At 42.0% G+C, this 15862-nt stretch carries 12 protein-coding genes; 9 read left to right on the top strand and 3 right to left on the bottom strand.

Annotated features, from left to right (window positions below; translation table 11 throughout):
• Nucleotides 1-677: 677 nt before the first annotated feature.
• The 4 genes from thrS (at nt 678) to rnr (ending at nt 7297) form a co-directional block, all read left to right on the top strand.
• Nucleotides 678-2612 carry a threonine--tRNA ligase gene (thrS, locus tag CAN34_RS09245; protein ID WP_089555402.1) on the top strand — a complete coding sequence of 645 codons (1935 nt, stop codon included), beginning with the start codon at nt 678-680 and terminating at the stop codon, nt 2610-2612.
• A 23-nt stretch (nt 2613-2635) separates the two neighbouring features.
• Nucleotides 2636-3139: a translation initiation factor IF-3 gene (gene infC / locus CAN34_RS09240; protein WP_079692898.1), complete on the top strand. Its 504-nt coding sequence runs from the start codon at nt 2636-2638 to the stop codon at nt 3137-3139.
• A gap of 513 nt (nt 3140-3652) precedes the next feature.
• Nucleotides 3653-4891, top strand: coding sequence for a toxic anion resistance protein (locus tag CAN34_RS09235; RefSeq protein WP_079692899.1), 1239 nt, complete (start codon nt 3653-3655; stop codon nt 4889-4891).
• A 138-nt stretch (nt 4892-5029) separates the two neighbouring features.
• Entirely contained in the window at nt 5030-7297 is a 2268-nt protein-coding gene (gene rnr, locus CAN34_RS09230; protein ID WP_089555401.1) for a ribonuclease R, read from the top strand.
• 87 nt (nt 7298-7384) lie between these two features.
• Here the strand turns inward: rnr and CAN34_RS09225 are convergent, their stop codons facing one another.
• The 3 genes from CAN34_RS09225 to hisA all read right to left on the bottom strand — a co-directional run bounded on the left by CAN34_RS09225 (nt 7385) and on the right by hisA (nt 10309).
• Nucleotides 7385-7681: a hypothetical protein gene (locus CAN34_RS09225; protein ID WP_089555400.1), complete on the bottom strand. Its 297-nt coding sequence runs from the start codon at nt 7679-7681 to the stop codon at nt 7385-7387.
• 87 nt (nt 7682-7768) lie between these two features.
• Entirely contained in the window at nt 7769-9484 is a 1716-nt protein-coding gene (locus tag CAN34_RS09220; protein ID WP_089555399.1) for a mechanosensitive ion channel family protein, read from the bottom strand.
• A gap of 81 nt (nt 9485-9565) precedes the next feature.
• On the bottom strand, nt 9566-10309 hold the full coding sequence (gene hisA / locus CAN34_RS09215; protein ID WP_079692903.1) for a 1-(5-phosphoribosyl)-5-[(5-phosphoribosylamino)methylideneamino]imidazole-4-carboxamide isomerase: 744 nt from the start codon (nt 10307-10309) through the stop codon (nt 9566-9568).
• A gap of 1041 nt (nt 10310-11350) precedes the next feature.
• Between hisA and CAN34_RS09210 the strand changes: the two genes are divergently transcribed.
• From CAN34_RS09210 to CAN34_RS09190, 5 genes are all read left to right on the top strand, one after another.
• Complete coding sequence (locus CAN34_RS09210; RefSeq protein WP_089555398.1) at nt 11351-12703, top strand: Na(+)-translocating NADH-quinone reductase subunit A; 1353 nt, start codon at nt 11351-11353, stop codon at nt 12701-12703.
• 5 nt (nt 12704-12708) lie between these two features.
• Nucleotides 12709-13944, top strand: coding sequence for an NADH:ubiquinone reductase (Na(+)-transporting) subunit B (locus tag CAN34_RS09205; RefSeq protein ID WP_079692905.1), 1236 nt, complete (start codon nt 12709-12711; stop codon nt 13942-13944).
• Entirely contained in the window at nt 13925-14848 is a 924-nt protein-coding gene (locus CAN34_RS09200) for a Na(+)-translocating NADH-quinone reductase subunit C (protein WP_089555397.1), read from the top strand. Before CAN34_RS09205 ends, CAN34_RS09200 begins: the two co-directional genes overlap by 20 nt.
• A 1-nt stretch (nt 14849) precedes the next feature.
• Nucleotides 14850-15521, top strand: a complete 672-nt coding sequence (locus tag CAN34_RS09195; protein WP_079692907.1) for an NADH:ubiquinone reductase (Na(+)-transporting) subunit D — start codon at nt 14850-14852, stop codon at nt 15519-15521.
• Nucleotides 15521-15862, top strand: a 342-nt coding sequence (locus tag CAN34_RS09190; RefSeq protein WP_302476515.1) for an Rnf-Nqr domain containing protein, incomplete at its 3' end; no start/stop codon positions are given. The genes CAN34_RS09195 and CAN34_RS09190, both read left to right, overlap by 1 nt.

Below are 15862 nucleotides of genomic sequence, written 5' to 3'. Positions count from 1 at the left end.
CAAGGGGTTATTCTAAATGTTTATCATATTGGTTTGGTTGGATATGAATACTAGATAGGTTTCAATGAGTTAGCTTTAAAATTAAATTCTAACTTATTACTTATATAGTCGCTAAGTATTAATTACCGACTGATCCTTATCATCTCTTTCTTAGAGCCTCATCGCCTTCCAAGCTTTTATCTTGTCTTTACTTTATTAGGCTGCTCCTATTTAACCGTGTATCTAAAACGGCTTATTGTCTTAATGATAGCTTGTCTCCATTCATAATTGTGGTAGTTCGCAAGGTGTTGATAACTGTATTTATAGCACCTATATATGCATATATAGGTAGAACGGCTATTTAATATAATTTATAAGAGTGCAAATCTATGCACTGTTCCTTGCCATCTAGTGTTAATAGACAGTTTTTGCTATAATAGTGGCTTTTATGACTTTACTTAATGGCACTTCTCGTTGACCTTACCTAAAAGGTAGCTTTTATGAGATTTTAGCGATTCGATTATAGCTATCAGATGACCATTAGTCATGACACTATATGAATCTAAGCTTAGTGCTCCTAAGTAGTGCATATCTCTTAAAACATATCACAGTGCTGGATATAATTGACGTAGTCTTACGGTTATATGATTGATGGTTGCAATCATCACTGCCAACGGACGCAAAAAGGTGAATAGATTATGGTAGCGATTACTTTACCCGATGGTAGCGTAAAAGAATTCGAAGGCAACACCACCGTCATGGAAGTGGCACAAAGTATTGGGGCAGGACTTGCTAAAGCGACCGTCGCTGGACGTGTGGATGGTCATTTAGTGGATGCGCACGACCCTATCGTTGCTAATGCTAAAGTCGAGATCGTAACGCCAAGAGATGATGACGGCGTCGATATCATTCGCCATTCTTGTGCCCACTTATTAGGTCACGCCGTCAAACAGCTATATCCTGATGTAAAAATGGTGATTGGTCCTGTCATCGATGATGGCTTTTATTATGACATCTATAGTGAAACGCCGTTTACGCCTGAGCACATGGAAAAAATTGAAAAGCGCATGATGGAGCTGATTAAGCAAGATTATGACGTTATCAAAAAAATAACGCCACGCGCTGAAGTCATTAAAATCTTTGAAGAGCGCGGTGAAGATTATAAGCTTAAGCTGATTAACGATATGCCAGGCGAAGAAGCTTTTGGTCTCTATCATCATCAAGAATATGTCGATATGTGCCGTGGTCCGCATGTGCCAAACACTAGATTCTTAAAAGTCTTCAAACTAACCAAAATGTCAGGTGCTTACTGGCGTGGCGATGCAAAAAATGAACAGCTGCAACGTATCTATGGTACGGCGTGGGCGGATAAAAAAGATCTAAAAGCTTATATTCAGCGTATTGAAGAGGCAGAAAAACGCGATCACCGTAAAATTGGTAAAGCGCTTAATTTGTTCCATATGCAAGAGCAAGCACCGGGTATGGTTTTTTGGCATGCCAATGGTTGGACGATTTATCAAGTACTTGAGCAATATATGCGTAAAGTACAACATGATAATGGCTATGAAGAAATTAAAACGCCACAAATCGTCGATCGTAGCTTGTGGGAGCGTTCAGGTCACTGGGGCAACTATGCGACCAACATGTTTACCACGTCTAGCGAAAACCGTGATTATGCGGTGAAGCCGATGAACTGCCCTTGTCACGTACAAGTATTTAACCAAGGCTTAAAGTCTTACCGTGAATTGCCATTACGTATGGCAGAATTTGGCTCGTGTCACCGTAACGAACCTTCAGGATCATTGCATGGCTTGATGCGTGTACGTGGCTTTACGCAAGATGATGCCCATATTTTCTGTACGCAAGCGCAGATTCAACAAGAAGTCGCTGATTTTATTAAGCTGACGCTTGCTGTTTATGAAGACTTTGGTTTTGATAATATCATTATGAAACTCTCAACCCGTCCTGAAAAACGTGTTGGTAGTGATGAGTCTTGGGATTTTGCAGAAAAAGCATTGGCTGATGCGCTTGATAGTTCAGGGCTCGATTGGGCTTATCTACCAGGTGAAGGCGCATTTTACGGTCCAAAGATTGAATTTAGTCTCAAAGATTCGTTAGGTCGCGTATGGCAATGCGGTACTATTCAGGTCGATCCTAATATGCCTGAGCGTCTTGATGCCGAATTCGTCAATGAGCAAAACGAGCGCGAAGTGCCCATTATGTTGCACCGTGCCATCTTAGGTTCATTTGAGCGCTTCATCGGTATTTTGATTGAAAACTATGCCGGTTGGATGCCAGTATGGCTGGCGCCGCAACAAGTGGTGGTGATGAATATCACGGATAAACAAGCGGAAACCTGTGAAAATGTCGTTAGTGAGTTGAAAAAAGCAGGCTTACGCGCTATTAGTGACTTGCGTAACGAAAAGATTGGATTTAAGATACGAGAGAAAACATTAGAACGTATTCCCTATATGCTAGTATTAGGGGATAAAGAAGTCGAATCAGGCAGCGTCAACGTCCGAACCCGCGAAGGCGAAAATCTAGGCGTGATGAGTGTCCCTGAATTTATCACATTAGTAGAGACAGCTGTCGCCGAAAAGGGCCGACAGACCCCAAAAACAGATCAGGAGTAATACCTATTAAACAGTCAAACCGTTTGAACATCAATGAAGATATCAGTGCCAAAGAAGTCCGTCTGGTTAAAGAAGATGGCGAGCAAATGGGCGTGGTCGATATCGAAACCGCGATGAAAGCGGCACGTGAAGACAGTCTAGATTTGGTCGAATTGGTTCCCGAAGCCAAACCGCCTGTATGCAAAATCATGGATTATAAGCATTTCCTCTATGATCAAAAGCAAAAGGCGAAAGAAGCTAAGAAAAACCAAAAACAGACTCAGCTGAAAGAGATGAAGCTACGTCCTAGCACCGAAGAAGCGGATTATCAGGTTAAACTGAGAAAAATCGTTAGCTTCTTAGAAGATCAAGACAAAGTTAAAATTAGCATCCGTTTCCGCGGACGTGAAATGGCGCACCAAGAAATTGGTCGTAAGCAACTTGATCGTATCATTGAAGATACCGCTGATATCTCAAACGTCGAACAGTACCCTAAGATGGAAGGTCGTCAAATGGGTATGCTGTTAGGTCCTACTAAGAAAAAATAGTCTATTAGATAGACTGCGATTAGTAGTGGCTGTTAGTCTATCTAGATATTTATAATCTTAACCATCAATATACTGCGGAATATTGATGGTTTTTTAGTATGCAAACTTATAAATACACTCAGTTTGAATTAAAACAATCAGCTTAAAATAAGAAAATACGTGCAAAGTTGCGTTTATAGCAACGTGCTAGTGCCGTCAATTATAGTAATGAGCTAGTGCTATCAATTTTTCTTACTTACTACTTGCAGGTATAACAAACACTGCAAAAAATCCCTAGCAGTAATACTGTATGACTGGTAAACATATGAAGCCTACGCTGCTTTACAAAACCCATCTTCTCAAGCTTTTCATTACACGGTAATCTAAAGATCTGTTTTGTCTCTCTTAATAATAATTCGAATAAAAACGATTAAGCAAATAAAAATAACGTATAGCCATCCATCTATTAATACTCTTGGCAAAAAATGCTCTTGGTAAAAAATACAACCTCTTTTAGATATTATAGGAAACTCCATGCAAGAATTGACCCCACCCGAAAATACCTCTACACCAAGTATCACTCTGACTGCGCCTGCAGCGGTTAAAGAAGTACAAAAAAGCGAAGCCGATCAGATGGTTAAATTGGATGAAAGTCATATTCCAGAACTTGATGCCAAGGTTGATGCCTTTGTCGATCATGTGATCAACAATTCGGTGCACAGCTCTGAGTTTAAACAAAACGTGCAATCTATCCATAACTTGGGTAATAAAGAAATTCGTGAATCGGCGCAAGTGTCTAACCGGATGCTAGAGTTACCCGCTAAAAGCTTGAACGATAGCTTATTTGACAACTCCCCTATTGCTAAGTCATTGACTGAACTACGCGGTATCGTAGAAGATTTAGACCCCAGTAAAAAAGAGCTGACCAGCTCGCGTAAGCTATTCGGTCTCATCCCATTTGGTAATAAAGTACAAGACTACTTTCGCCAATACGAGTCAGCGCAATCCCATATCAATGCGGTCGTGACAAGTCTTTATAATGGTAAGGATGAGCTGCTCAAAGACAATGCCATGATCGAGCAAGAAAAAGTTAATATGTGGGAGTTGATGCAATCTATTCGTCAGTACGTCTATGTTGGTAAGAAAATCGATGAGCAGCTAGAACAAAAGGTTTATGCAATAGAAGCGACTGACCCTGAAAAAGCGCGTATTATTAAAGAAGAGATGCTATTTTATGTTCGCCAAAAAAATACAGATTTTTTGACGCAATTGGCTGTGAACGTCCAAGGTTATTTGGCGCTTGATACCATTCGTAGAAATAACTTAGAGCTGATTAAAGGGGTTGATCGTGCGACCACGACTACTGTATCGGCATTACGTACGGCGGTAATTGTTGCTCAAGCAATGACCAATCAGAAACTTGTCCTTGACCAGATTACTGCTTTAAACAAAACCACCAGCAGTTTAATCGAATCGACCTCGGCGATGCTAAAACGCCAATCGGGCGAGATTCATGAACAAGCGACCAGCAGCACCATTGAGCTTGATAAATTACAAAACGCCTTCAATAATGTCTATGATACGATGGATATGATCAGTAATTATAAACTTGAAGCGCTAGAAAACATGAAGCAAACGGTAAATACGTTGACCACAGAAGTGGATAAAGCACAAAAGTACTTAGATAAGTCGAATCAGACTACGGTACTTGAAGTCTCAAAAGAGTTGGATACTAAGAAAATTACGGATAAATCCGGCTCTATTGATATCTAAAATACAGCGGTTACTTTTATTATTGAAGATAACCGTTACCTGCTATCGGACGCACATAAGACAATTGACGCAAGATATTACAACGTTGTTCGTGTTAAGATAGTCCTTATTAATAATTTAAAACAGATACGGTACTTTATGAGTTGGAATGATCCAAACGCCTCGGCTGAAGCCCAAAAATACATTAACCCTGTTCCTAGTCGTGAGCTGATATTGAGCACGATTACAGAGCAAGGTGAATTGACGCATCAACAGCTGGCAAAAGTTTTTAACATCACTGATCCTGATCAATTTGATGCTTTAGGCAATCGCCTCAAAGCGATGGTTCGTGATGGACAGGTCAATCGCGATGGTCGTCCTTATCGCTTTCGTACAGTGACGCAGCACGATGTCGTTAGAGGCACAGTGTCTGCTCACCCTAAAGGCTTTGGCTTTGTATTATTAGCTGATATGCCCGATTTATTCTTGCATGAAAAACAAATGCGCTGGGTGTTTAATGGCGACATAGTTGATGCGATCGGTACGTCAACCGACAACCGTGGTCGCATGGAAGGCCGTATTGTCGACGTGACTGAACGTCATCAAAACCACTTTATCGGTACACTTGCTCAAGATGAAGATGGTTATTGTGTGGAGCTCGGTAGCCCTAACAATCATCAACCGATTACCGTTACTGAAGATAATGTACAAACACTGGGCGCAAAAATTGGTAGTCCAGTAAAAGTGGATGTCATCGATTGGCCGAATCAGCATGAGTTTGCCACGGGTAAAATCACTGAATTGCTCAACGATGACAATGATCGCGAGCTGATTATTGAGACCACACTACTCAACTACGATATTCCTTCTGAATTTAGCGAAGCGGCACTCAAACAAGCCAATGATTATCGCGAGCCAAGTGGCAAAGACTTAAAAGGTCGTACTGATTTACGTGAATTGCCATTGGTTACGATTGATGGCGCAGATGCACGTGATTTTGATGATGCCGTATTTGCTGAAAAACGTAGTGGTGGTAACTATCGCGTTTTAGTCGCTATCGCTGATGTCAGTCATTATGTCACCCCAAATTCTCCACTGGATTTAGATGCTTTCGAGCGTGGTACTTCAGTATATTTCCCACATCGTGTGATTCCGATGTTGCCTGAAGTACTATCAAACGGTCTGTGTTCATTGAACCCTAACGTAGATCGCTTATGTATGGTTGCCGATATTAAAATCTCTCGTGCAGGTAAAGTCACTGGTTATGACTTTTATCCAGCGGTGATGAATTCACAGGCGCGCTTAACATATGATCAAGTGAATGATTATCTGGCCAATCCAAAAGACAGTAGTGTGCCTAAGTCATTAACCGATAATAAAGAAGTCAAAAAATCAGTCGATACGCTACATCAATTGTATGAGTTACTGCTTAAAAAGCGTGAAGAACGTCATGCGATGGAGTTTGAAACGGTTGAGACTTATATTGAGTTCAACGAAAAAGGTGGTATCGCTGCTATCTTGCCGCGTACTCGTGGTGATGCGCATAAATTGATTGAAGAGTGTATGTTGCTTGCCAATACGTCTGCCGCAAACTTTGCCCTAAAAAACGAGCTACCTGTTTTATATCGTAACCATGATAAACCTGATGGCGAAAAGTCGATGCGTATTCATGAATACGCTAAAAACTTTGGTCTAAGCTTCCCAGAAGAAAGCCCAACCCAAGCAGATTATCAGCGCATTATCGAAGCTACTAAAGATCGTCCTGACGCGATTAGCATTCATAGCATGTTATTGCGCTCGATGATGCAAGCCAATTATTCACCTGACAATATTGGTCACTTTGGTTTGGCATATGAAGAATATAGCCACTTTACCTCGCCTATTCGCCGTTACCCTGATTTAATGCTACATCGTGCTATTAAAGCTAAGGTGACCAATAGCCCGCAGCCAGTAATGGAGTTCTCTTTAGAGGGAGCTGGTACGCAAACTTCAGATACTGAGCGCCGTGCTGAAAAAGCATCACGTTATGTAGAATCATGGCTCAAATGTCATTATATGAAAGACCATGTCGGCGAAGAGTTCGATGGCGTTGTAACCACGGTTACAAGCTTCGGTTTATTTGTCACATTGACTGACCTTTATATCGATGGTTTGGTACACATCTCTAATGTTGGCAATGACTTCTTTGTCTATGACGAACAACAACAGCAGCTTGTCGGTAAAGACAAAGGTACGTTATTTGGATTGGGTGATTCAGTCAAAGTAAAAGTAGCTGGTGTGAATATGGATCTGCTGCAAATTGACTTCGATTTAAAAGAAAAACTGCAAGCAAGCAAGATGAATCAAAGCAAAGCGAATCCAGCCAAGAAAAGCCCAGCTAAGAAAACAAGCAGTCGCAACAATAAAGGCGCTAGCAAGAAAAGCTAGATTTGACTAAAAATCTTACCGTAAAAAAGGCTAACGTTATCGTTAGCCTTTTTTATGCTCATTAGTTTATAACAACTGCTTAAATTATTACTGTGCATTGCTCATTTGGTCTAGACGTTCCTTGTCCGCTTGCTGTGCTTGATCTATCTTGCTAGTAGCATTATCAAGGATGGCTTTCGGCTGCTGACCTAAAGGTTGGTTTGCGATACTTTCTGATCCAGCTGATTGCTTAGTAGCATCCGTTGAAACAGCGGCTGGCGCTGGCGCGTTGGTATCAACTACCGCGGTTCTATTTTCCTCATCACGGCTACCATTCATCATATTAAAACCGATTAATATGACAAAACCTGCTAATGCAAAAATAATTAGGTGTTTCATTTCCATAGGTAGCTTCTCGTATATTTAGATAATTATTGATCTATATACGTTCTATGCATTTTCTATGCCGAGTTTTTAAACTTATCTTTAAAATTACTCTTGCGGGCTACTATTACTCAATAAATCGGTCTCATCTGAACTTTCAGCAATTTCTTGTTCGACTTTTTCCATTAGCTTTTTATCAGGACGTGAGTCAAGAATATCTTCAGCAGCATCACCCTGTAAAATATGCTTAGCACGCGCTTTAGCCTGTGTTTTATCTTTGCCATCCATCGTCGTTTTTTCAGCTTGAGAAGGACTTACCGGTATAGGCGCAGCGGGCGCTACTATAATTTCAGAGCTGCTATTCCGAGTTTTACTGTCACTTGGTAAATTTGCAAGCATCTTTTCTAATTTATGATTAAAGCGCAATCGATAAATAGGTTCAGGTAGGCTGAAGCCTGCATTCTCTAGAGCGTGCTTGGCCTCACGAATCGCAATGCTGCGCGCTTTAGAAAAGTCTGTTTCTAACTGATTGACCCATATTTTAAATTCAAGGATGATATTAGAGTCGCCAACCTCTTTGATAGTTGCAATGGCTTTAGGCTTATCTAAGACAAAATCTAATTGACGTATCTCATCAATCGCCACCTTAATTGCTGCCATTGGGTCGTCATTGGCATCCACGCCCAATTCAAAAGAGAAACGGCGTTCAGGGTTTTTAGTATAATTTAAAATTGTACTTTTAAAGACTTCGGCGTTAGGAATACGTAGCTGGTTACCATCTAAGGTCATTAAAATAGTCGCCCGTGAAGTCAGACGTACTACAATTCCTTCTTTGCCATTAATCACAATGTGATCACGCGCGCGAAATGGTTGGCGAATACTGAGCATTAAAGAGGCAATATAGTTCTCAATGGTATCTTTGACCGCAAAACCGACCGCAATACCAATCACCCCTGCACCGCCAAGCAGCGTACCTAAGATAGTCTCTGCGCCGACTAGACTTAACGCTAAGATAAGGCCAAAAACGATGAATATCACTTTAACCGTTTGTGCCAATAGCTCAGCCACAAATGGATTGGGCGTCAGACGTTGCCACATCTTTTGCCGGTTAGACAACCAACTACCAAACCAAGTCACAAACGCGAATAAAATAATACCTACCACTAATAAAGGCAAGGCTTTGATTAGATTTCTAGTTTGAGCCTTGAGACCCTGATACACCGTGGAGACATTATCTTGCACATCAAGTGTTCGATTAATCCTATCTTCTACCGTCACTACATCTGTCAGACGATTGGTTAGATTAATGGCTTGCTGGGCTTTTTTCTCATTGGGGGTTTCACCGCTTAAAGTAACCACACCTTGGGTAACGCTGACATTGATCGCTTGTAAGCCTTCAATCTCTGAAAAAATACCACTGATACGCTGACGAATATCCTTGTCTTTTAGCAGGGTTGGTGTGGTTTCAATTTGCGCATTGTTGCTACTCTCACCGCTGATCGTTGGTAAGGATAAAGTATCTACTGCCTCAACAGGCAATATATTAACGGTTGCTGGAGGATCTGAAGGTAAAACGTTTGAAGATGAAATATCTGAAGAATTGGTAACACTGTTATTGGTAACACTGCTAGTAGTGGCTTTTGTATCACTATTAACGGTGCTACTAGCATCTAATGCACTGGTTTCATCTACCAAACTCTCATTAGCAGCATTTTCAACAGCAGCATATACCGGTAAAGTACCGGTGATGCTTACTAGCAACAGCAGCTGACCCCAAAATTTTAGGCGCTTGCGCAACGTTGGGTGGTCAAAATAAGCTGCCATAAGCATCCTTGATGGTTATCAATTTATTTTGGGCATAGACAGTTTTACGAATAGATTATTTAAGGCTATTAACGGTCCAATTTATTTACGACTGTCTAAATAGTTTTGCGCTTCACCCAAATCTAAGGTGCCCTCGTAAATAGCGCGACCAGTAATGATACCTTCGATACAGTCGCCGTAAGGCTTTAGTAGCTCAATATCTTTCATATCAGTCACGCCGCCAGAGGCAATAACCGGTAACCCGCCTTCACGTGCTAAGTTGACTGTTTGCTCGACATTGACGCCTTGCATCATGCCATCACGGTTAATATCAGTATAGACGATAGAAGAGACGCCAACATCAGCAAAGCGTTTAGCAAGCTCTGTGGCTTTGGTATCGGTCACATTTGCCCAACCATGAGTAGCAACCAAACCGTCTTTGGCGTCGATACCAACGATAATATGTCCCGCAAATTCGCGGCAGGCTTCGGCAACAAACTCCGGGTCTTCCACGGCTTTAGTACCGATAATGATATACGTCAAACCGGCAGTGATATATTGCTCAATGGTTTTCATATTGCGCACACCGCCGCCAAGCTGAATAGGCAGCTTAGGAAAGGCTTTGGCAATATCATTTACCACTTGCTTATGCACTGGAATACCATCAAATGCACCGTTTAAATCGACCAAATGCAACCGGCGCGCACCTTCTCTCACCCAACGTGCTGCCATCGCTACTGGGTCATCAGAAAATACCGTATCATCTTCCATACGGCCTTGTTTTAAGCGCACACACTTACCATCTTTTAAATCGATAGCTGGGATAATGACAGGGACAGCGCACATATAGCATTCCTTATAAAAAGCGATATTAATAATAAAAATACAATCAAGGTTTAAATGACAGTTGAAAAAACCGGTTAAGCAGTAACTTAATATAAATAGATTAGAATAACAAATTTAAAAAAATCGTCATGAAAAGTTCATTTAATAATAGAACCCACACAAATACTGACAGAGTTATAGTCGACTCATTTTAAAAACGAGCCATGCTGCTGCATGGCTTTTGGTAGCCCATGTCTAGCAAAGCACAAAGCGCGTGAGCAAAGTTTATACTAGTCGCATCTAACTACTCATGTATCAATTTTATTTTGTATTGACTATCCCTGTAGACCTATAGAAAACAGACAATCATAACCATAAGTTTTAGCAAGTAGAATCACTGGCAACATTAGGTAAATTCTATTACCAACTGGCAATTTTAGGTCAGTTTAGCGTATAATCCTAGGTAAATTTGTATTTGTGCGATAAAAGCCAATCATCTGCTATCTATGGATGGTTTCAATGAAAATAAGGTAGATGGCAGCACAGCATTAACCACTCTGTCAAAAGTTGTGTTCTCAGCTGCTGTTATTGAGCAATTAAACTTACCCTATAATCATAGGTCATTAAAAGGCGCTTAGATAGCTTTCACTAAGTATCACAAGTCATTTATCTCTCATTCTTATTCAATCGAATGAATAGCGCTGTTTAAATCACACAAATATTATGAATTTTAAGATTTTAATAAATCGTATGGTAAAACTGTATTTTATCTAAAACCATCCTTTTGGGATGGCAGCAGATTTAAGCGTTTTAGTATACACCTTGGTAGCCAGTCGCCACTTTGGTCATTCGAATAAGACATTAACGTGTTGTTAAGGAGTCTAAGGTCAGCGTTAATACTCTTATAATAGTAGTCATGAAGTGTTATTTTTAGCTCACCTTATCGCTGTCCTTTTACAGGATCTGATCGGGTGTTTTTATTGATGACGTTAACATTCATGCTGCCGATATACCAAACAGGACGTCTGGTATCGTTTTAGACTATGGACTAAGTTTTCGCTTATGATTACCATCAAAAAAGGTTTGGATTTGCCCATCACCGGCGAACCCTCCCGCGAGATATCTGAGCACAGACCCGCATATGTGGCGCTTATTGGCTACGATTATGTAGGCATGAAGCCGACGATGAATGTCAAAGAAGGTGACATCGTAGCCAAAGGTCAGCCCGTTTTTGAAGATAAAAAACGAGTTGGCGTTATCTACACTGCCCCTGCTGCTGGCAAAGTCATCGCCATCAAACGCGGTGAACGCCGTGTGTTTGAAAGTCTGGTGATTCAGGTTGATCCAAACGGTGAAGAAATCGATTTTCAGAGTTATGACTCCCAGCAACTTGCTGACTTAGATTCTGAAATCGTTGAAACTCAACTACTTGCCTCTGGTGAATGGACCGCGTTCCGTACCCGTCCTTTTAGCCGCTCCCCTGATATAGGCGCTCGTCCGCACGCTATCTTTGTCACTGCGATGGATACCAATCCATTAGCCTTTGACCCGATGTTGCTGATTAATGAGCAACTGCAAGCGTTCAATGACGGACTTGCCGTATTATCTACCCTTAGCCCAAAGACCTTTGTCTGCCATCATGGTGATGCCCAGCTGACGCCAGTCGCGAAAACCGCTGCTAATAATGTCACTGAGTATCATAGCTTTACCGGTAAACATCCGGCAGGGCTTGCAGGCACGCACATTCACTTTTTGCATCCTATCGCACGCGGCGTAAGCGTCTGGACGATTGGCTACCAAGATGTGATTGCCATTGGTAAATTATTTACCACGGGTCGCTTATACACACGTCGCTTATTAAGCCTAGCTGGTCCTGCTGTTAAAAACCCGCATCTTATTGCCACAGAACGTGGTGCCGATATTACGGGTTTAACAAAAGGCGAGTTGGCTGACGGCGAGAACCGTGTGATTACAGGTTCAGTGCTATCTGGGCGTAAAGTGTTCGATAACATCGCTTATCTTGGCCGCTTTGATAATCAAATCAGTGTGCTTGCAGAAGGTCGTGAGCGTCCAGCGTTCCATTTCCTACAAGCGGGTAAAAATCGCTTTTCTAAATTGCCGATTTATATCTCGCAATTCTTTGGTAGTAAAAAGTATAACTTTACTACGACTACTAATGGCTCTCCGCGAGCGATGGTGCCAATTGGGGTTTATGAAGAGATTATGCCGCAAGACTATCTGCCTACGCAGCTCATGCGTGCGCTGATTATCGAAGATATTATCACTGCGGTTGATTTAGGTGTGCTTGAGCTAGATGAAGAAGATGTGGCGCTATGCACCTTCGTTTCTCCTGGTAAATATGAATACGGTGACATTTTGCGTGATAACTTAACGCGCATTGAGCTGGAGGGCTAACCACGATGAAATTTTTACACAATATGTTCGATCGTATGGAGCCGTCTTTCACCAAGGGTGGCAAACACGAAAAATACTATGCCCTCTTTGAGATGTTTGATACGTTTTTACGTCAACCAAGCTCAACGACTTATGCCTCATCACACGTGCGCGATGGTATTGACCTGAAACGCATTATGATTACGGTATGGATGTGTACGTTCCCAGCGATGTTTTGGGGTATGTATAATATTGGTCATCAAGCACTGACTGCAATTGATAAACTTGGTCTACAACCTGAAGGCTGGCGTACCATTATTACCAGCATGGCAGGCTATAACCCAGAAAGCATTTGGGCAAGCTTTGTCTACGGGGCGATGCAATTCTTACCGATTTATATCGTGACTTTTGCGGTCGGTATTCTCTGTGAGATTATATTTGCTGTGACGCGCGGACACGAAGTGAACGAAGGTTTCTTTGTCACCTCTGTGCTATTTGCACTATGTCTGCCACCAGATATTCCTTTATGGCAAGTTGCCTTAGGTATCATCTTTGGTGTTGTCGTTGCGAAAGAAGTATTCGGCGGTACTGGTAAGAACTTCCTTAACCCTGCCCTATCAGGTCGTGCGTTCTTATACTTTGCTTATCCTGCTTACATGTCAGGTGACTCAGTATGGACAGCGGTTGATGGTTTCTCAGGCGCAACGCCGCTTGGTCTAGCCGCACTTGGGGTTACTCCAGATAAGTTCGTTGACGTTTATGGTCAAGCGATTACCTGGAGCGATGCCTTCTTTGGTAATCTTCAAGGCAGTATCGGTGAAGTCTCAACCCTTGCCATTTTAATGGGTGCAGTGGTTCTACTATGGACGCGCATTGCCTCATGGCGCATTATGTTAGGCTGCGTGATTGGTCTAATTGCTACGTCATTAGTCTTTAATATGATTGGCTCTGAAAGCAACTCGATGATGAATATGCCATTTTACTGGCATTTAGTTGTCGGTGGGTTTGCCTTTGGTGCGGTATTTATGGCAACCGATCCTGTGTCAGCTGCGCATACCAATAAAGGCCGCTGGGCTTATGGTATCTTGATTGGCTTTATGACGGTATTGATTCGCGTCATCAATCCAGCCTTCCCAGAAGGCATCATGCTTGCCATCCTATTTGCTAACTTATTTGCGCCATTGTTTGACTACTTTGTCACCCAAGCAAATATTAAACGCCAAACAGCACGGAGGCTTCGCCATGTCCAAGCCCAAAAGTAACCTTAAGCCTAAAAGCAACAACATGAAAACCATCATCGTAGCGTTGACGCTATGCTTGGTGTGTTCAGTATTGGTTGCAGCAGCAGCCGTTGGCTTGAAGCCAGCGCAAGTTGAAAATGCTAAATTGGATCGCAATAAGAACATCTTGGTCGCTGCTGGCATGTTTAATCCAGACACCGATACCAATGAAGATGTGGCTGAGCGTTTCAAAGACTTTAATGTTGAAATTGTCGACTTAAATAAAGGCAATTACTTAGATGATGAAGCCTTAAAAGCCGTTGGTATTGCCGATCGTAATACTTATGACGCCAGTCAAGCCACTAAGAATAAGGCATTGAGCGACGACTTAGGTGATAATGACCCTGCAAGTATTGGTCGTAAGCCTAAATACGCGAAAGTCTATGTCAAGAATGATGCTGCTGGAAAACCTGAGATGATCGTGTTACCGATTCAAGGCTATGGCCTTTGGGGCACAATCTACGGCTTCTTAACGCTTGAAGGCGATATGAATACCATCAAAGGTATCAGCTTTTATGAGCATAAAGAAACTCCAGGCTTAGGCGCTCGTATCGAAGAGCCAAAATGGCGTGCGATGTGGACTGGTATCCACTCTTATGACGAAAACGGTGATGTTGCTACTGGTGTTGCCACTTCAGGCTCAAAAGAGAATTGGGTCGATGGTATTAGTGGTGCGACTTTGACCAGTCGTGGTGTTAGTAACATGATTCAGTTTTGGCTAGGTGAGCAAGGTTATAAGCCTTATTTAGACTATCTACGTGAAGAAAGTGGTCAGACGATTGAAAGTACCGACACCAAAGCGAGTCAAAAGCATACTCAGAAAGAGACGCATCCCGTAACCGAGCTGGCATCAATAGCACCAGCAACACACGGCAAGGAGGCTTAACGTGGCTGATACAAAAAGTATTTTAGTTTCCCCTATTTTTGATAACAACCCTATTGGCTTGCAAATATTGGGTATTTGTTCTGCATTGGCAGTGACCACTACCGTCGCTAATGCATTGGTTATGAGTGTGGCGTTGACTTTAGTAACGGCATTTTCAAGCTTCTTTATCTCTAGTATTCGTAAGCAAATCCCATCAAGTATTCGTATTATTGTACAGATGACGATTATTGCCTCCTTGGTTATTGTGGTCGATCAGATATTAAAAGCAGTCGCTTATGATGTCAGTAAAGGACTGTCGGTATTCGTTGGTTTGATTATCACCAACTGTATCGTTATGGGTCGCGCTGAAGCCTTTGCGATGAGTAATCCACCCGTACCAAGCTTTTTAGATGGTATTGGTAACGGTCTTGGCTACTCTGCCGTATTGCTATTTGTGGCCACTATTCGTGAAATATTGGGCTCAGGTAGCTGGTTTGGAATGACGCTATTACAACCGGCGACTGATGGCGGCTGGTATGTCCCTAATGGCTTATTATTATTACCACCTTCAGCGTTCTTTATTATTGCGTTGTTTATCGTCATTATCCGTACTTGGAAACCAGAACAGGTTGAAGATGCTGAATTTGTAATGAAGCCGCAGTCTAAAGGCATGGCACACGGAGGCGGTCACTAATGGGACATTATGTTAGTTTATTTATAACCTCAGTCTTTATTGAAAATATGGCACTAGCCTACTTCTTAGGCATGTGTACCTTTTTAGCGGTATCGAAAAAAGTATCCACCGCTATCGGTCTTGGGGTTGCTGTCGTTTTCGTTATGGCACTCACTGTACCGCTGAACAATTTATTGTTTCAGTTTATCCTTAAAGATGGTGCGCTAGCTTGGGCGGGTTTTCCTGATATTGACTTAAGCTTTTTAGGTCTGCTCAGTTATATTGGTCTCATTGCTGCTGTCGTACAGATTCTAGAGATGTTTTTGGATAAGTTTGTCCCGAGTCTATATAAAGCACTTGGC

Origin of the sequence: Psychrobacter sp. DAB_AL32B (assembly GCF_002224105.1) — a bacterium.
In the GTDB taxonomy this organism is placed as follows: Bacteria; Pseudomonadota; Gammaproteobacteria; order Pseudomonadales; family Moraxellaceae; genus Psychrobacter.
This window is presented reverse-complemented; position numbering and strand designations above follow the sequence as displayed.

What these genes read in the sequence shown, in the direction of transcription:
- thrS (WP_089555402.1), top strand. Translation starts at nt 678, where the DNA reads ATGGTAGCGATTACTTTACCCGATGGTAGCGTAAAAGAATTCGAAGGC.
- CAN34_RS09235 (WP_079692899.1), top strand. Translation starts at nt 3,653, where the DNA reads ATGCAAGAATTGACCCCACCCGAAAATACCTCTACACCAAGTATCACT.
- rnr (WP_089555401.1), top strand. Translation starts at nt 5,030, where the DNA reads ATGAGTTGGAATGATCCAAACGCCTCGGCTGAAGCCCAAAAATACATT.
- CAN34_RS09225 (WP_089555400.1), bottom strand. Translation starts at nt 7,681, where the DNA reads ATGGAAATGAAACACCTAATTATTTTTGCATTAGCAGGTTTTGTCATA.
- CAN34_RS09220 (WP_089555399.1), bottom strand. Translation starts at nt 9,484, where the DNA reads ATGGCAGCTTATTTTGACCACCCAACGTTGCGCAAGCGCCTAAAATTT.
- hisA (WP_079692903.1), bottom strand. Translation starts at nt 10,309, where the DNA reads ATGTGCGCTGTCCCTGTCATTATCCCAGCTATCGATTTAAAAGATGGT.
- CAN34_RS09210 (WP_089555398.1), top strand. Translation starts at nt 11,351, where the DNA reads ATGATTACCATCAAAAAAGGTTTGGATTTGCCCATCACCGGCGAACCC.
- CAN34_RS09205 (WP_079692905.1), top strand. Translation starts at nt 12,709, where the DNA reads ATGAAATTTTTACACAATATGTTCGATCGTATGGAGCCGTCTTTCACC.
- CAN34_RS09200 (WP_089555397.1), top strand. Translation starts at nt 13,925, where the DNA reads ATGTCCAAGCCCAAAAGTAACCTTAAGCCTAAAAGCAACAACATGAAA.